Source organism: Achromobacter semiaridum (assembly GCF_053543755.1).
The window spans coordinates 1-16,331 of sequence record NZ_JBLVOL010000047.1 but is presented as its reverse complement, the minus strand read 5'-3'; the positions used below and the strand labels follow the sequence as shown (position 1 = coordinate 16,331).

Annotated in this window: 14 protein-coding genes; 10 read left to right on the top strand and 4 right to left on the bottom strand. The window is 66.0% G+C overall.

Going from position 1 to position 16,331, the window contains the following annotated elements; translation table 11 throughout:
* Nucleotides 1-11: 11 nt before the first annotated feature.
* Nucleotides 12-635, bottom strand: coding sequence for an outer membrane lipoprotein chaperone LolA (gene lolA / locus ACNPP0_RS14000; RefSeq protein ID WP_046803384.1), 624 nt, complete (start codon nucleotides 633-635; stop codon nucleotides 12-14).
* Nucleotides 635-3,019 (bottom strand): DNA translocase FtsK, encoded by a 2,385-nt coding sequence (locus tag ACNPP0_RS13995; protein WP_332612634.1) that lies wholly within the window; start codon nucleotides 3,017-3,019, stop codon nucleotides 635-637. Before ACNPP0_RS13995 ends, lolA begins: the two co-directional genes overlap by 1 nt.
* A 42-nt stretch (nucleotides 3,020-3,061) precedes the next feature.
* Here ACNPP0_RS13995 and trxB point away from each other — a divergent pair, with 42 nt between their 5' ends.
* The 5 genes from trxB to ACNPP0_RS13970 all read left to right on the top strand — a co-directional run bounded on the left by trxB (nucleotide 3,062) and on the right by ACNPP0_RS13970 (nucleotide 6,928).
* The gene (trxB, locus tag ACNPP0_RS13990; protein WP_332612635.1) at nucleotides 3,062-4,021 is read left to right on the top strand and encodes a thioredoxin-disulfide reductase; all 960 of its coding nucleotides are present in this window, start codon (nucleotides 3,062-3,064) and stop codon (nucleotides 4,019-4,021) included.
* Nucleotides 4,008-4,676 (top strand): Smr/MutS family protein, encoded by a 669-nt coding sequence (locus tag ACNPP0_RS13985; protein ID WP_448706220.1) that lies wholly within the window; start codon nucleotides 4,008-4,010, stop codon nucleotides 4,674-4,676. Before trxB ends, ACNPP0_RS13985 begins: the two co-directional genes overlap by 14 nt.
* Nucleotides 4,673-5,002: a DMT family transporter gene (locus ACNPP0_RS13980; protein WP_332612637.1), complete on the top strand. Its 330-nt coding sequence runs from the start codon at nucleotides 4,673-4,675 to the stop codon at nucleotides 5,000-5,002. Before ACNPP0_RS13985 ends, ACNPP0_RS13980 begins: the two co-directional genes overlap by 4 nt.
* A gap of 77 nt (nucleotides 5,003-5,079) precedes the next feature.
* Nucleotides 5,080-5,706, top strand: a complete 627-nt coding sequence (locus tag ACNPP0_RS13975) for a hypothetical protein (protein WP_448706219.1) — start codon at nucleotides 5,080-5,082, stop codon at nucleotides 5,704-5,706.
* Nucleotides 5,693-6,928, top strand: a complete 1,236-nt coding sequence (locus tag ACNPP0_RS13970; RefSeq protein ID WP_448706218.1) for a hypothetical protein — start codon at nucleotides 5,693-5,695, stop codon at nucleotides 6,926-6,928. Before ACNPP0_RS13975 ends, ACNPP0_RS13970 begins: the two co-directional genes overlap by 14 nt.
* Here ACNPP0_RS13970 and ACNPP0_RS13965 read toward each other — a convergent pair.
* Both ACNPP0_RS13965 and ACNPP0_RS13960 read right to left on the bottom strand, forming a co-directional pair.
* Entirely contained in the window at nucleotides 6,925-9,027 is a 2,103-nt protein-coding gene (locus tag ACNPP0_RS13965) for a sodium:solute symporter family protein (RefSeq protein WP_448706217.1), read from the bottom strand. The genes ACNPP0_RS13970 and ACNPP0_RS13965 overlap by 4 nt on opposite strands.
* Nucleotides 9,027-9,395 (bottom strand): DUF4212 domain-containing protein, encoded by a 369-nt coding sequence (locus tag ACNPP0_RS13960; RefSeq protein WP_448706216.1) that lies wholly within the window; start codon nucleotides 9,393-9,395, stop codon nucleotides 9,027-9,029. Before ACNPP0_RS13960 ends, ACNPP0_RS13965 begins: the two co-directional genes overlap by 1 nt.
* 768 nt (nucleotides 9,396-10,163) lie before the next feature.
* Here ACNPP0_RS13960 and kdpF point away from each other — a divergent pair.
* The 5 genes from kdpF to ACNPP0_RS13935 form a co-directional block, all read left to right on the top strand.
* The gene (gene kdpF / locus ACNPP0_RS13955; RefSeq protein ID WP_046803392.1) at nucleotides 10,164-10,253 is read left to right on the top strand and encodes a K(+)-transporting ATPase subunit F; all 90 of its coding nucleotides are present in this window, start codon (nucleotides 10,164-10,166) and stop codon (nucleotides 10,251-10,253) included.
* Complete coding sequence (gene kdpA / locus ACNPP0_RS13950) at nucleotides 10,253-12,049, top strand: potassium-transporting ATPase subunit KdpA (RefSeq protein WP_448706215.1); 1,797 nt, start codon at nucleotides 10,253-10,255, stop codon at nucleotides 12,047-12,049. The genes kdpF and kdpA overlap by 1 nt, the downstream gene beginning before the upstream one ends.
* Before the next feature lie 22 nt (nucleotides 12,050-12,071).
* Nucleotides 12,072-14,231, top strand: coding sequence for a potassium-transporting ATPase subunit KdpB (gene kdpB, locus ACNPP0_RS13945; protein WP_448706213.1), 2,160 nt, complete (start codon nucleotides 12,072-12,074; stop codon nucleotides 14,229-14,231).
* 177 nt (nucleotides 14,232-14,408) lie between these two features.
* Complete coding sequence (kdpC, locus tag ACNPP0_RS13940) at nucleotides 14,409-15,044, top strand: potassium-transporting ATPase subunit KdpC (protein WP_332612644.1); 636 nt, start codon at nucleotides 14,409-14,411, stop codon at nucleotides 15,042-15,044.
* Nucleotides 15,045-15,095: 51 nt separating this feature from the next.
* Nucleotides 15,096-16,331: adenine nucleotide alpha hydrolase family protein (locus ACNPP0_RS13935; protein WP_527892670.1), on the top strand; the 1,236-nt coding region annotated here is incomplete at its 3' end.

Here is a 16,331-nt window from a genome sequence, read left to right as displayed (position 1 = left end):
GCGCCGCGGCCTTACATCTTGACGATGTCCACGCCCTTGGGCGCGGTGAATTGGAATTCCTTGGCGGGCAGGCTGGGGTTGGCGGCAATGGACGACAAGTCCACGCGCGTCGTCTGGCCGAAGGAATCCAGCAGTTCGACTCGCACGGGCAGGTTGTCTTTCATGCCGATATCCACGCGCGAAAAGCCCGCGTCGGCTGTGCGCGGCTTGGCGCGCAGCCAGTCCACGCCGTCCTTGGACGGCAAGGCCGACACATCGAACGACTGTTCCAGCGAACCCGATCCGAACAGGATCGCGGCCGGTGACGTGCCGATGGCGGCGTCCACCTTGCGTTCGGTAACCTGAGCCAGATCCGGGTCGAACTGGAACAGCACGCGCCCGTCGGACACCACCAACTGCTCATAGGGCTTTTGCACCGCCCACTTGAACTTGCCCGGGCGCTGGAATGAAAACACGCCGGTCTGGGCGGGCTGCGTGCGGCCCTGGTTGTTCACGGTGTACTGCGAGAACGAACCGGTGGCCGACGTGACCGTGGCCACGAACGACTTCAACTGCTCTTGCGCGCTGGCGGCGAACGTCAGCGCGGGCGCCAGGCTCAGGGCGGCGACAACGGCCAGGCGGTGAAACGTCTTCATCAGGCTTCCTCTCGGGCGGCGGCAGCGGCGGGGACCAGGATCTCGCGATTGCCATTGGACTGCATCGCCGACACCATACCCGATTGCTCCATCTGCTCCAGTAACCGGGCCGCGCGGTTGTAACCGATGCGCAGGTGGCGCTGCACCAGCGAAATCGAGGCGCGGCGGTGCTTGAGCACCACTTCGCAGGCCTGGTCGTACATCGGGTCGGATTCCGCGTCGCCACCGATGCCGGTGACGCTGCTGGCGCCTTCGCCGTTATCGCCCTCGACGCCGCCTTCCAGCAGGCCTTCGATGTAGTTGGGCTCGCCTTGCGCCTTCAGGCTTTCCACCACGCGGTGCACTTCGTCGTCGCTGCAGAACGCGCCGTGCACGCGCACGGGCAAGCCGGTGCCAGGCGGCATGTAAAGCATGTCGCCCTGGCCCAGCAGGGTTTCGGCGCCCATCTGGTCAAGAATGGTGCGGGAATCGATCTTGGACGACACCTGGAACGCGATGCGCGTCGGGATGTTGGCCTTGATCAAACCGGTGATGACGTCCACGCTGGGACGCTGCGTGGCCAGGATCAGGTGGATACCGGCGGCGCGCGCCTTCTGCGCCAGGCGGGCAATCAGTTCTTCGATCTTCTTGCCCACCACCATCATCAAGTCGGCCAATTCGTCGATGACCACCACGATGGTGGGCAGCGGGGCCAGCGGCTCGGGCTGGTCGGGCGTCAGCGAGAACGGATTCGGGATGGGTTCCTCGCGCTTGATGGCGTCGCGAATCTTGGTGTTGTAGCCGGCCAGGTTGCGCACGCCCATCTTGCTCATCAGGCGATAGCGCTTTTCCATTTCGCCCACGCACCAGTTCAGCGCGTTGGCGGCCTGGCGCATGTCGGTGACAACCGGCGCCAGCAGGTGCGGAATGCCTTCGTAGACGCTCATTTCAAGCATCTTCGGATCGATCAGGATCAGGCGCGTGTGCGAGGCGTCGGCCTTGTACAGCAAGGACAGGATCATGGCGTTGATCCCCACCGACTTGCCCGACCCCGTGGTGCCCGCCACCAGCAGGTGGGGCATCTTGGCCAGGTCGGCCACGACGGGGTTGCCGGCAATGTCCTTGCCCAGCGCCATCGTCACGACGGAATGGCTGGCGTGATAGGTCTGCGACCCCAGGATTTCCGACAGGCGCACCATCTGACGGCGCGGGTTGGGCAGTTCCAGGCCCATCAGGTTCTTGCCCGGTATGGTTTCCACCACCCGGATGCTGACCAGGCTCAAGGCGCGCGCCAGGTCCTTGGCCAGATTGACGATCTGGCTGCCCTTGACGCCGGTGGCCGGCTCGATTTCGTAGCGCGTGATGACCGGGCCCGCCTGGGCCGCCACCACGGTGACGGACACACCGAAGTCGGCCAGCTTCTTTTCGATCAGGCGCGAGGTGAATTCGATGGTCTCGGCCGACACCGTTTCCTGGTTGGTCAGCGGGGGGTCCAGCAGGCTGATCGCAGGCAGGTCGCCTTCGGCGCCACCGGCGGGCGCGAAGAACAGCGACTGCTGCTTTTCTTTTTCGACCCGCTCGGACTTGGGCACCACGGTAATGGCGGGTTCGATCCGCACCGGTTGTTCGTGCACCAGCTTTTCCTGCTTGGCCACGACTTGCTCGGTGCGCACGGCCTTGGCCACCTGGCCCACCTTGCGGTCTTCGCGCGCGGCGTAGGAATTGCGGACGCGGCGCACCAGGCCTTCCAGCCAGGAACCCACGCGTTCGGCCACGGCCAACCACGAAAACGAGAAAAACAGGCTCAGGCCGATGGCCAGCATGACCAGGAAAGCCAGCGTGCTGCCCGTAAAACCAATGCTGCGGCTGATCAGGTCGGCCAAGGTGTGGCCGATGACACCGCCGGCGCCGCTTGCCGTTTCGGACGCGCCGGGCAGATGCGTGCCTCGGCTGGACAAGCGCAGGGCTTCCATGCCCAGCGACCCCACCATCAACAGGAAGAAGCCAATGCCCTCTTCCCAATGGACGCGTGGCAGCACTTCCGGTTGCTTACTGTTAGTTACCTTAAGCTGGCTGGCCAGGCGCCGATAACCCGCGCGCACGCGATGCAGCAGCAGAATGACCCACCACCAGGCGGAAAAGCCAAATAGATATAGCAGGATGTCTGCCAGATAGGCGCCAAGCCGACCGCCGTGATTGCGCACCACGTCGCCGGGCACCGAGTGCGACCAGCCAGGGTCGGACGCGCTCCAGGTGGCCAGCACCAGAGTCAGCCAGGCCGCCAGGGCGGCAAATAGGATCCAGCGGGCTTCGCGCAGCAACGCGGAGATACGCGTTTGTAGCGGCGAAGGACCGTTGCGGGTGTTGCGCGAGGCGCGCGGGGAAGCTGTGGAGATACGCGGCATGCGGCTCATTATAATTGGGCGTTAACCTAAAGATACCCGCCCATGTCCACGCCCACGCACGCTAAAGTTTTGATACTCGGTTCCGGCCCCGCCGGTTACACGGCGGCCGTCTATGCGGCCCGCGCCAACCTGAGCCCCGTCCTTGTTACAGGTCTGGCCCAAGGCGGCCAGTTGATGACCACCACGGACGTCGATAACTGGCCCGCCGACGCGGATGGCGTCCAGGGTCCGGACCTGATGCAGCGCTTTCAGAAGCACGCCGAACGCTTCAACACCGAAATGCTGTTTGACCACATCGCCAAGGTCGATCTGTCTAAGCGTCCGTTCACGCTGACAGGCGACACCGGCAAGGTCTACACCTGCGACGCCCTGATCATCGCGACCGGCGCATCGGCCAAATACCTGGGCCTGCCGTCCGAAGAGGCCTTCATGGGCCGCGGCGTGTCGGGCTGCGCCACCTGCGACGGTTTCTTCTATCGGAACCAGGACGTGGTCGTGGTCGGCGGCGGCAATACCGCCGTGGAGGAAGCCCTGTACCTGTCCAACATCTGCCGCAAGGTCACCCTGATCCATCGCCGCGACAAGTTCCGCGCCGAACCCATCCTGGTGGACAAGCTGATGTCCAAGGTCGAGAACGGCAACATGGAACTGAAGCTGTTCCATACGCTGGAAGAAGTGCTGGGCGACAACAGCGGTGTAACCGGCGTGCGCGTACGCCACGTGGACACCGGCGTCACGGAAGACATGCCGGTTACCGGCGCGTTCATCGCCATCGGCCACCAGCCCAACACGGAAATCTTCCAGGGCCAGCTGGAAATGAAGGACGGCTACATCGTCACCAAGAGCGGCTTGTCCGGCATGGCCACGATGACGTCCGTGCCCGGCGTGTTCGCCGCCGGCGACGTGCAGGACCACGTCTATCGCCAAGCCATCACCAGCGCCGGCACGGGTTGCATGGCCGCGCTGGACGCCCAACGGTGGTTGGAGAATGCGGGGCAGTAAGGTCGGCCTGGCCGACCTGAAACGCCTGAAGAAAGACCTGCAGGCCGAGCGCGAACGCGAAGCGCTGGCCAAGCGGGTTGCGGCCATCAAGAAGCCTGAAACCGCCCCCATGGACGACATGGCGGCGTTTCAGCGCACGATGAAGTCCGTCACGCCCATCAAGCAGGACGCCCGGGTCGAACACCAACCCGTGGCGGAGCCTGCCCCGGCGTTGCGCCGCGCCAACGCGCTGGGCGAAACACCATCGCGCGCGGATGTGGGCGTGTCGGATGGTGGCGAAATCACGCACCTGTTGTCCGAAGGCGGCACCGCCTTTGTGCGCAGTGACGCGGCGCCGGACACCGCGCGCAACTTGCGGCGTGGCCAATGGCGCGCGGGCGCAGAGCTGGATCTGCACGGGCTGCGCGTCGAGCAGGCGCGCCACGCGCTGCTGTCGTTTCTGGACGAATGCCAGGACCACGGCATCCGCTGCGTGCGCATCGTGCATGGCAAGGGCTACGGGTCCGAAGGGCTGGAGCCCGTGCTGAAAGACAAGGCGCGGACCTGGCTGGTGCAAAAGAACGAAGTGTTGGCGTTTTCCGAGGCGCCCGAACGCGAAGGCGGCGCCGGTGCGCTGCTGGTGCTGCTGCGGCAATCCGAAGGGTCACGCAAATGAAATGGCTGTACCTGGGCGTGGCGATCGTCGCCGAGATCTTCGCCACCAGCGCGTTGAAGGGTTCCGAAGGCTTCACCCGCCTGGTGCCGTCGCTGATCACCGTGTGCGGCTACCTGATTTCGTTCTACTTCCTGTCGCTGACACTGCGCGAGATTCCCGTGGGCATCGCCTACGCAATCTGGTCCGGCGTGGGCATCGTGCTGATATCCATCGTGGGCGCGGTGCTGTTCAAGCAGCACCTGGACACGCCCGCGCTGATCGGCATCGGCCTGATCATCGCGGGCGTAGTGGTGATGAACGTGTTTTCGAAGTCGGTATCCCATTGACCGCGCCTGCCGCGGGGGGTGCGGCCGCTGTAGGTGACGCGGGAATGCCCGGCGCGGCTTGCCGGCGCGTGGTCGGAATGCCGCTCTGGCGCCGATGGCTTGCCTGGCTGGGCTTCGTCAGCCTGGCCTGCCTGGGCGGGCTCTGGAGCGCCAACGCCATGGCGCAGGACTTCGACCGCGCCGCCGAACTGCTCCGCTATCGCGCCTGGTTCCAGAATTTCACCCAGGATCTTGATGTGTTTGCCGCCACGCGCGGCCCGCTGACCGAGGCGCAGCTGGACGAACGATTCGCACGCACCGTCGTGCCGGGTTCGCGCGCCGCCAGTTTCATCCGCCAAACCTTCACGCGACGCGGCGACGACGGTTTGTACTATCCGCAAGCCGGGTCCCGCGCGGTGTTCATGGGCGTACTGGCCAGCGCGATCCCCGCCGGCCAGGGCGGCGTCTACCCCGAGACCACGGCCGCCGTCGATGTCGGCGATTTGACCGTCTGGTACCTGCACGTGGACGTGGGCGACATGGCCAACACCTACCTGCTGTCGCCCGATCACTTCAAACCGTACCGCTTGCCGCCGCCCGGCAAGCTGGAACGCGACGCCTACCCTTTCCTGTTGATGGACACGCGCGACAAGGCGTTGCGCCTGGGCGGCATCAGCAGCGAACTCTGGGGCCTGATCGTCTATCTGCACAATGCCGCACATTGATCGCACCCTGCGCCTGCTGCTGCTGAACGGGCTGTCGCTGGCCTCGCCGCTGGCACACGCGCTGTGCCAGCCCATGGCCGCATCTGCCCAGCGCGAGACCGTGGTGGCGCAGGTACGGCTGGACGAAACCGCCACCCTGCTGGCGCTGGACGGCTCGCGCATCAAGACTTGGGAACCGCCCGTTGCGGTGGAAACGGGCACACGCGCCACGCCGGTCATCTGGGCCGAGCGGGTGGACTGGTCGGTGTATCTGATCGATCCGATGGCCGCCCCGTCCGCCGCCTCCAAGCCCGCTTCCACCGGCGCACTCACCGGCGCACTCACCGGCGGGTCCAAGGCCGTCGCCAACCCCAACGTCAACAACAACGCCACGCTTGGCCCCACCGTGCTGCGGTTCGAGCGCGGCCCCGACGGCGTCCGCCACCTGTGCGGCATCGCCCAATTCGACGCCGGCACCCTCCGGGCCGCGCAAGCCGCCGGGCGGCCCGGGCTGCCCAAGCCCGACTACGAAACCCGCTTTCAGTACGACAGCGCCGGCCGGCTTGCCGGCTACGAAACACGTTCTCAGAATGCGCAGGGCAAGCCCAACCCCTCAGCCAATTTCTGCCTGCGCTACGACAGCAACGGATGGCTGGCGGAACACGGCGCCAACGCTTGTAGCGACCCGTCTCGGCCGCTGATGCGCTACGTGCACGATGCCGCCGGCCGGCTGCTGCGCACCATTTCCTATGTTGAAAACCAGGGCGATGCGCAGGAAGTCACGCAGTTCGACCACCAAGGCCAACCCGCCCAGCGCTATCGGCGCCAACGGCTGGACTGGAGCAACGAAAAGCTGATGCTGGGGCTGCCCTATCAAGAACGCCCATCCGAATTTGCCGTCCTGGTGCTGCCCGGTGCGAACTGGGCGGCGCCGGCGATGGAGTCGTATCACTACGACTGGGCCATCGTGCAGCCCAAGGGCAAAGACGGCGACGTCTACGGAGCCAGGCGCGATCCGTCTTCCATCCTGGCGCAGGGCAATAGCGGCCCGGACGGCCAATTCACCCTTAGCGTGGCTCAGCGCCGCCAAGTCTGGGAAGCGGCGGGAAAAAACCCCGGCGCCGTGCACTGGCTGTGGGCGCCGGGCCAGGTCTACACGCTTTTGCAGACCCTGCCCCCGGGTGTGTGGGAAGCGTGCACCAACGCCGGCAACCGGCAGGCGGATGCCTGCGGCGCCCCTTAGGGATGGTTGGCGGGCGGCAGCGATTCGCCGGGATCGCGCGCGCCCGGATGCCGCACATAATCCACCAGCGCCAAGGTCGCGCGATCCGGTGGCGGTGTCAGCAACGACACCACGATGATCGTCAGGAAAGCCACCGGCGCGCCGAACACGCCGGCCGCAATCGGCTGGATGCCCCACCACAGGTCCACCGGCTGTGTGCGTGAAATGCCCAGCACCCATTCGCGCAACCACGGATGTGTGTGCGTCATATACGCGAACGTCGTCAGCAGCCCCGCCACCATCCCCAGCGTAGCGCCCCATTTATTGGCGCGGCGCCAGAACACGCCCATGACCAGGGCGGGAAAGAACGACGATGCCGCGAACGAGAACGCCGCGGACACCATGAACAGAATGTCGGCAGGCTTGCGCGCCGCGACCCAGGCCGCGCCAAACGCCACCACCAGCAACAGTATCTTGGACACCATTACCCGGCGCGCGGCCGACATGCGCGGCGAGACCATCCGGTACCACATGTCGTGCGACAAGGAATTGGACAGCGTCAGCAGCAGGCCGTCGGCCGTGGACAGGGCGGCGGCAAGCCCGCCGGCCGCCACCAGGCCCGAAATCACATAAGGCAAGCCGCCGATCTCGGGCATCGCCAGCACCACCACGTCCGCGCCGATGCTGATCTCGCTTAGCTGCACGACGCCATCGCGATTGATGTCGGTCACGTCAAGCAGGTTGCTGTCGACCGCGCTCCAGGCATGCACCCAATTGGGCAGGCTGAGAAAGTTCGACCCCACTACCTGCGTATAGACCTCGTACTTGACCAGCAGCGCCAGCGCGGGCGCCATGAAGTACAGCAGCAGGATGAACAATAGCGACCAGCACACCGATTTGCGCGCCTCGATGACCGAGGGCGTGGTGTATGAACGCATCAGAATGTGCGGCATCCCCGCCGTGCCCAGCATCAGGCACAAGACCAGCGCCAGGAAGTTGACGCGCATGTTGCGTTGTTCTTCGGGGTCTTTGGCGGGAAAGGGCTCGGCGTGCGGGGTGGCCGGGGCGGCCCGCGCCTCGAACGTGGCGCGCGCCTGCGACCACGCCACCCGCGCGTCTTCCACGCTGGCGGGGTACGCGGCCAGCTCGCGCTCGGCCGAACGGATCTCGACCATCGGCGCATCCGACGCGTTCAGCTGCGCCAGCCGGCTGCGCAGCTTGTCTTTTTCCAACGTCCACGATTCGGGCAGGGCCTGGACGCGCGACGCCATTTCATCGGCATGCTGCTGCCACAGCCGCCGCACCTCGATTTCGGAAGGGTCGTTCTGCAGATAGATTTCTTTTTCGGTCACCTGCTGCAAGACCACGCCGGCCGACAACTGCGGCACCGGCATGTTCGTATGCTTGACCGACAGCCACACAACCGGCACCAGGTAGGCGATGACCAGGATGATGTACTGCCCCACCTGCGTCCACGTCACGGCGCGCATGCCGCCCAGGAACGAGCACACCAGCATGCCGCCCAGCGCCACGAAGATGCCCAGCTCGAACGAGATACCCGTCATGCGCGTGGTGATGATGCCCACGCCGTAGATTTGCGCGACCAGATACGTGAATGAGCACAGGATGGCGCAGGCCACGCCCGCCATCCGGGGCATGTTGCCGCCGTAGCGCGCGCCCATGAAGTCGGGAATGGTGTATTGGCCAAACCGTCGCAGATACGGGGCCAGCAACATGGCGACCAGCACGTAGCCGCCGGTCCAGCCCATGATGTAGGCCAGCCCGCCGTAGCCGGTCAGGTACAGCGTGCCGGCCACGCCGATGAACGACGCCACCGACATCCAGTCGGCCGCCGTGGCCATGCCGTTATAGATGGCAGGCACGCGCCGGCCCGCCACGTAGTATTCGACCTGGTCCGAGGTGCGGCAGACGATGCCGATGCCGGCATACAGGCTGACCGTGACCAGCAGGAAGACGTAGCCGATCCAGTTGCGCGGCATGCCCAGGACCTCGGCCAGCGCCATCAGCAGGATCATCAGGGCAAAGCCGGCCGTGTACAGCACATAGATACGGCGCAGGCGGATCCTGAATTCCTGTGGAGTATCTCCGCTGAAAGGCATCAGCGGCCCCCGCCGGCGCGATCGCGGTTGCTGTGCTCATTGCCGTTGCCGTTGCCGCCCACGTGGGCTGCCACTTCAGCGCCCAGTCCTCCGCCCGCATCGATCGCCGCTTCGGCGGCCTCGTCGGCGCGGTTCATGACCCGGGCGTAGACGCCCACGATGATCAGATACGCCAGCGGCGCGCCATAGGCCGCCATCCAGAACGCGAAGGGCCATCCAATGAAATCAAAGCTCAAGCTGCGGGCGAAGAACGCGGGCACGAAGGTCAGCGCCGCCCAGACCACAAGCAGCAACAGAATCAGCCGCAGATTGCGGCGCCAATAGGGGATGGGAATGGACGGGGAAAGAGATGCGCGGGATTTCGGCATAGCTAGGATGTTTTCAGACCCTATCTGGATAGCGCGAAACGCTGCGTCTGAAAAGCCCTTGCGAATGAAATTCAGGCTTTTTATGCGACAACGGCTGGCACTCTTTGGTGCCAGCCGTTGTGCGTTTTGCTTTTTTTGAGTACTGCTTTACTTTTTTTATGTACCGGTGCCGCCGGTATTTGCCCATGCAGGGCTTTGTCTCCTCACCTGCATGGGAAGAGATTCTGCACCAAGTGCGGGAATGCCACACTAGGGGAATGCCCTAAGACGGAGCATTCATTTACATATTCCCTGCACCACTACGGTGCTATTTGACCGGAAAGTTCTAAATATTGGGATTTTTTGGCAAAAAGGTCGGAATTGAGCCGAATTCAGGAATCTGGCGCGTCCCGCAATATGACGCCCGCCACCGTGCCATGCCCGGAATCGGGCGCGCCGGCCCGGCCCCTGAACAGCCCAGCCCTCCCCGCCCCATCGTGCGCAGGCTCTCCCCGGGCCCCGCGCCATTTTTATTTCTTGTTTACATCCTACCCCGCAACCTATATCCCGTTTTTACCCCCTGCTCCGTAACCTGCCGGTGTCCTGATTGGTCACCTGGCCTGCCCCGGCGCGCATCCGCCTTTGCCGCGCAGGCCCGTCGTTCGAAGGGAGCGTTGCTCCCGGGAGGAAAAACGTGGATGCCATCTATATCGCCGCCTTCGCCGTCATGGCCGGGGCGACGCTTGCCTTGCTGCAATTGTGCGCCGCCCTGTCCGGGGGAGAGCCGTCATGAACTGGCTTTACTGGCTTAGCGGCCTGACCGCCGCCGTGTTGTTCGTCTACCTGCTGGTGGCCCTGTTCAAACCGGAGAAATTCTGATGACCGCCGAATTTGTCGGATTGCTGGCCTTGTACCTGGCGATCCTGCTTGCGATCGCGCCCGTGCTGGGGCGCTATATCCGCATCGCCATGGAAAACGGGCAATCCAGGCTGACCGCATGGGGCCGCCCGCTGGAGCGCGGCATCTACCGGCTTGCGGGCATCGACCCGCAAGCCGAAATGGGCTGGAAGCGGTACGCCGTGGCCGTGCTGGTGTTCAACATTGTCGGCATTGTGGTCGTCTATGCCTTGCAGCGCGTGCAAGGCATGTTGCCGCTGAACCCTGCGGCCCTGGGCGCCGTCAGCCCGGATTCCGCGCTGAACACCGCCATCAGTTTCGTCAGCAACACCAACTGGCAAGGCTATGGCGGCGAGTCCACCATGAGCTACCTGACGCAGATGCTGGCGCTGACGGTGCAGAACTTTGTCTCGGCCGCCACCGGCATCGCCGTGCTGTTCGCGTTGATACGCGGCCTGTCGCGCCACTGTTCGGCCACCGTGGGCAACTTCTGGGCGGACATGGTCCGCTGCACGATGTACGTGCTGCTGCCACTGTCGTTCGTGCTGGCGCTGTTGCTGGTCAGCCAGGGTGTCATCCAGAACTTCAGCCCGTATCAGGACGTGCAGACGGTGCAAGCCCTGCACTACGAACAGCCGCGCGTGGGCGCCGACGGCCAGCCGGTGCTGGACGCGTCCGGCCAGGCCATGACCGACCCCGCCGTCACCTCGACACAAACGCTGGCGATGGGCCCCGTGGCCTCGCAGGAAGCCATCAAGCTGCTGGGCACCAACGGCGGCGGCTTCTTCAACGCCAATTCCGCGCACCCGTTCGAGAACCCCACGCCGCTGGCGAACTTCATGCAGATGCTGGCCATCCTGATGATTCCCGCCGCGCTGTGCTTCACCTTTGGCGAAATGGTGGGCAGCCGCCGGCAGGGCATCGCCATCCTGGCCGCGATGACGGTGCTGTTTGCCGTGTTTGCGCTGACCACCGCCTACTTCGAACAACAGCCCAACCCCATGGCGGCGCAAGCAGGCGCGGACAGCGCCATGACGGCCCTGACGCCGGGCGGCAACATGGAAGGCAAGGAATCGCGCTTCGGCATCGCCGCCACGTCGCTCTTTGCCATCATCACCACGGCGGCATCCTGCGGCGCGGTAAATGGCATGCACGATTCGTTCAGCGCCATGGGCGGCTTGCCCCCGATGTTGCAGATGCAGCTGGGCGAAGTCGTCTACGGCGGCGTGGGCTCCGGGCTGTACGGCATGCTGGCCTTCGCCGTGCTGGCGGTGTTCATCGCGGGGCTGATGATCGGCCGCACGCCGGAATACCTGGGCAAGAAGATCGAAGCCTACGACATGAAGATGGTGTCGATCATCATCCTTGTCACCCCGTTGCTGGTGCTGGGTGGAACTGCGCTCGCCGTGTCGGTATCGGCGGGCCGGGCGGGCGTGCTCAACCCGGGCATCCACGGCTTCTCGGAAATCCTGTACGCGCTGTCATCGGCCGCCAATAACAACGGCAGCGCGTTTGCGGGGCTATCGGCCAACACGCCCTTCTACAACGTGCTGCTGGGCATCGCGATGTGGTTTGGCCGCTTTGCCGTGATCGTGGCGGTGCTGGCCATGGCCGGCTCGCTGGCGGCCAAGCGGCGCTTGCCCGCCGGCCCCGGCAGCATGCCCACCACCGGCCCGCTTTTCGTGGTGCTGCTGATCGGCGCGGTGCTGCTGGTGGGCGCGCTGACGTATGTGCCCGCGCTGGCCCTGGGGCCGGTCGCTGAACACCTGCAACCTTGAATGCAACAGGCTAGGAAACAACATGGCCAAGATTGAAATGCAAACCTCAAGCGCAGGCGGCGGCGCCGCCCGCGCGCCCGCCGTCACCCCGCAAGAGCGCCCTTTCGGCATGTGGTCGCGATCGCTGGTCGCGCCCGCGTTGCTGGACAGCTTGCGCAAGCTGTCACCCGCGGCGCAATTGAAGAACCCCGTCATGTTCGTCGTGTACGTGGGCAGCATCCTGACCACCGTGCTATGGGTCATGGCCCTGCGCGGCCAGGCCGAAGCCCCCGCCGGCTTCATCCTGGCCATTGCCGTGTGGCTGTGGTTCACGGTGCTATTCGCCAACTTCGCCGAGGCCCTGGCCGAAGGGCGCGGCAAGCAGCAGGCGGCGACGCTGCGCGGCTTGCGCACCACCATCAACGCGCGCCTGCTCAAGAACTTTCGCGATGCCGACGCGCGCGACGCGCATCCCGATCAATGGCGCGGCCAGGCCGTCAGCCAGGCGTCGGGCCTGCTGCGCCGGGACGACGTGGTGCTGGTCGAAGCCGGTGAAACCATCCCCGGCGACGGCCAGGTGATCGCGGGGGTGGCCTCGGTGGACGAAAGCGCCATCACCGGCGAATCGGCGCCCGTCATCCGCGAATCGGGCGGCGACTTTTCTTCCGTTACCGGCGGCACCCGCGTGCTGTCCGACTGGATCTTCGTGCGCATCGCCGCCGACCCCGGCGAGAGCTTTCTGGACCGCATGATCTCCATGGTCGAAGGCGCCAAGCGCCAGAAGACGCCGAACGAATTGGCGCTGACCATCCTGCTGGTGGGCCTGACGGTGGTGTTCCTGCTGGTGGTCGTGACGCTGATGCCCTTCTCCATCTACGCGGTCAGCGCGGCGGGCGGCGGCGCGGCGGTCACCGTAACGGTGCTGGTGGCGCTGCTGGTATGCCTGATTCCGACCACCATCGGCGGGCTGCTGTCGGCCATCGGCGTGGCGGGCATGAGCCGCATGATGAGCGCCAACGTCATCGCCACCTCGGGCCGCGCGGTTGAAGCGGCGGGCGACGTTGACGTGCTGCTGCTGGACAAGACTGGCACCATCACCTTCGGCAACCGTCAGGCGTCCACCTTCCTGCCCGCGCCGGGCGTGTCGGCTCGCGAATTGGCTGACGCGGCCCGGCTGGCTTCGCTGGCTGATGAAACGCCTGAAGGACGCAGCATCGTGGCGCTGGCCGACAAGGCCACGCACGCCCCGGCCGCGCGTGTTGAAGACGCGGAATTCGTCCCGTTCACCGCGCAATCGCGCATGAGCGGCGTGAACCTGGGCGTACGGATGATCCGCAAGGGCGCGATAGACGCCGTACAGTCCTGGCTCAAGGCGCTGGACGCCGGCGTGCCCGACGCCGTATTGCACCAAGCCGAAGACGTAGCCCGGCGCGGCAGCACGCCGCTGCTGGTCAGCGACGGCAATCGCGCGTTGGGCGTCGTCGAACTGAAAGACATCGTCAAGCCCGGCATCCAGTCGCGCTTTGCCGAGCTGCGCCGCATGGGCATCAAGACGGTGATGATCACCGGCGATAACAAGCTGACCGCCGCGTCCATCGCCGCCGAAGCCGGCGTGGATGATTTCCTGGCCGAAGCCACGCCCGAAGCCAAGCTGAAGCTGATTCGCGCCTATCAATCCGAAGGCCGGCTGGTGGCGATGACGGGCGACGGCACCAACGACGCACCCGCGCTGGCGCAGGCCGACGTGGCCGTGGCGATGAACTCGGGCACGCAGGCCGCCAAGGAAGCCGGCAACATGGTGGACCTGGATTCAAACCCCACCAAGCTGATCGAAATTGTCGAAATCGGCAAGCAGATGCTGATGACGCGCGGGGCGTTGACCACGTTCAGCGTGGCCAACGACGTGGCCAAATACTTCGCCATCATTCCGGCCGCCTTCGCCACCGTGTTCCCGCAGCTGAACGTGCTGAACATCATGCAGCTGGCCACGCCGGCCTCGGCCATTCTGTCGGCCGTGATCTTCAACGCGCTGATCATCGTGGTGCTGATTCCGCTGGCCCTCAAGGGCGTGCGCTATCGGCCGCTGGGCGCCTCGGTGCTGCTGCGCCGCAACCTGCTGATCTACGGCCTGGGCGGCCTGCTGGTGCCGTTCGTCGGCATCAAGCTGGTCGACATGGTGCTGGCCGCGCTGGGGTGGGCGTGACGCCCGCGCCGGCCTGGCGTGGCCCGGCCTGGCGCGGCCCGGCCCGCAACATAAGCACGTAGCCCGCGTCAGTCGTGCCCCCGACATAACCCGCACCCAGCCACTACCGGCCCCCGGCGCGCGCCTCGCGCCCGCCGGTGAGCCGGCCTGGAGCCTGCCCCATTCAAGGAATTCATCATGCAAGCCACAACTTCCCCAAACGCAGCCACCACTGCCCCCATCCCGGCCCGCCAAGGCGGCATCCTGCGCCCCGCGCTGGTCATCTTTGCCGCGCTGTCGCTCGTGACCGGCCTGGCCTACCCCTTCCTGACGCGCGGCGTGGCCGCCGTGGTGTTCCCGCACCAGGCGGCCGGCTCGCTCATCACGCAGGGCGACAAGGTGGTCGGGTCGGCGCTGATCGGCCAGGCGTTCAGCGAACCGCGGTACTTCTGGAGCCGTCCGTCGGCCACCGCGCCCATGCCGTACAACGGCGCGGCCTCCGGGGGGTCCAACCTGGGCCCGCGCAACCCGGCGCTGGCGCAAGCCATCCAGGACCGCATCGCGGCCTTGAAGGCGGCCGATCCGGACAACTCCACGCCGGTGCCGGTGGACCTGATCACCGCGTCCGGCAGCGGGCTGGACCCGCACATCAGCCCGGCCGCCGCCAACTATCAGGCCGCGCGCGTGGCGCGCCTCCGTCATCTGCCGCGCGCTCAAGTGGATGCGTTGATTCAGGCGCACACCGAAAAGCCCTGGATCGGCGTGCTGGGTGACCCCACCGTCAACGTGTTGACGTTGAACCTGGCGCTGGATGCATCGCGCCCTGCGCCATGACGGCGCGGCGTATAGTAGCGCCAGCCTTTTCCACCCCACACTTTGCGCTTCATGGCTGACATTGCTGGCGAGCGTCCCGATCCCGACGCGCTCTTGAAAACGCTGGACGATGCCGCGCGCCAGGCGGTGCGCGGCAAGCTTCGCGTGTACTTCGGCGCATCGGCCGGCGTGGGCAAAACCTACGCCATGCTGGTGGCCGCCCGCGCGCAGGCCGAACAAGGCGTGCACGTGCTGGCCGGCATTGTCGAAACCCACGGCCGCCGCGAAACGGCAAGCCTGCTGGATGGGCTGGCGTCGCTGCCCTTGAAAGACGTGGCGTACCGCGGCCATGTGCTGCGCGAATTCGACCTGGACGGCGCGCTGGCCGCCCGCCCCGCGCTGGTGCTGGTTGACGAACTGGCGCATTCCAACGCGCCGGGATCGCGCCACGCCAAGCGCTGGCAAGACATCCACGAATTGCTGGCCGCCGGCATCGACGTCTGGACCACGCTGAACGTGCAGCATCTGGACAGCCTGAACGAAGCCGTGGGCAGCATCACCGGCGTGCGCGTGTGGGAAACCGTGCCGGACGAGGTCTTCGACACCGCCGACGAGGTCATCCTGGTGGACCTGTCGGCCGATGAACTGCTGCGGCGCCTTAAAGAAGGCAAGGTCTATCTGCCCGAGCAGGCACGCCACGCCACGCGCAATTTCTTTCGCAAGGGCAACCTGATCGCGCTGCGGGAACTGGCGCTGCGCCGCACGGCCGACCACGTGGACGACGACGTGCAAGCCTACCGGCGCGACCGCGCCATTGATTCGGTGTGGCGCACGCGCGAAGCCGTGGTGGCCTGCATCGGCCCGGATGCGGACGCGGAATACGTGATCCGCAGCGCCCACCGCCTGAGCCAGCAACTGGAGTGCGACCTGCACGTGGTCACCATCGACACGCCGCGCGCGGCGCCCACGCCCCAGGCCGAGCAAGAGCGCATGCAGCGCAGCCTGGCGCTGGCCGACGGCCTGGGCGCGCGCACGGAAACGCTGGCGGGCGGCGACATGGTGGATGCCGTTGTGCGCTACGTGCGCCGCCACAACATCACCAAAGCCGTCGTGGGGCGCACCCGCGCAAGCGGTCTGCAACGGCTGCGCGTCTCGTTGTCCGCATTGCTGTCGGCCGCGCTGGCGCCGGGCTGGCTGTGGCGCCGCCACAGCTTTGCCGACATGCTGGCCGCCGGCTGCCCCGAAATCGACATCATCCGGCTGGGCGCGCCGCCGCTGCCGGCCAGCGCCGCCCCGGGCCGCGACCCG

What these genes read in the sequence shown, in the direction of transcription:
- lolA (WP_046803384.1), bottom strand. Translation starts at nt 635, where the DNA reads ATGAAGACGTTTCACCGCCTGGCCGTTGTCGCCGCCCTGAGCCTGGCG.
- ACNPP0_RS13995 (WP_332612634.1), bottom strand. Translation starts at nt 3,019, where the DNA reads ATGCCGCGTATCTCCACAGCTTCCCCGCGCGCCTCGCGCAACACCCGC.
- trxB (WP_332612635.1), top strand. Translation starts at nt 3,062, where the DNA reads ATGTCCACGCCCACGCACGCTAAAGTTTTGATACTCGGTTCCGGCCCC.
- ACNPP0_RS13985 (WP_448706220.1), top strand. Translation starts at nt 4,008, where the DNA reads ATGCGGGGCAGTAAGGTCGGCCTGGCCGACCTGAAACGCCTGAAGAAA.
- ACNPP0_RS13980 (WP_332612637.1), top strand. Translation starts at nt 4,673, where the DNA reads ATGAAATGGCTGTACCTGGGCGTGGCGATCGTCGCCGAGATCTTCGCC.
- ACNPP0_RS13975 (WP_448706219.1), top strand. Translation starts at nt 5,080, where the DNA reads ATGCCGCTCTGGCGCCGATGGCTTGCCTGGCTGGGCTTCGTCAGCCTG.
- ACNPP0_RS13970 (WP_448706218.1), top strand. Translation starts at nt 5,693, where the DNA reads ATGCCGCACATTGATCGCACCCTGCGCCTGCTGCTGCTGAACGGGCTG.
- ACNPP0_RS13965 (WP_448706217.1), bottom strand. Translation starts at nt 9,027, where the DNA reads ATGCCTTTCAGCGGAGATACTCCACAGGAATTCAGGATCCGCCTGCGC.
- ACNPP0_RS13960 (WP_448706216.1), bottom strand. Translation starts at nt 9,395, where the DNA reads ATGCCGAAATCCCGCGCATCTCTTTCCCCGTCCATTCCCATCCCCTAT.
- kdpF (WP_046803392.1), top strand. Translation starts at nt 10,164, where the DNA reads ATGAACTGGCTTTACTGGCTTAGCGGCCTGACCGCCGCCGTGTTGTTC.
- kdpA (WP_448706215.1), top strand. Translation starts at nt 10,253, where the DNA reads ATGACCGCCGAATTTGTCGGATTGCTGGCCTTGTACCTGGCGATCCTG.
- kdpB (WP_448706213.1), top strand. Translation starts at nt 12,072, where the DNA reads ATGGCCAAGATTGAAATGCAAACCTCAAGCGCAGGCGGCGGCGCCGCC.
- kdpC (WP_332612644.1), top strand. Translation starts at nt 14,409, where the DNA reads ATGCAAGCCACAACTTCCCCAAACGCAGCCACCACTGCCCCCATCCCG.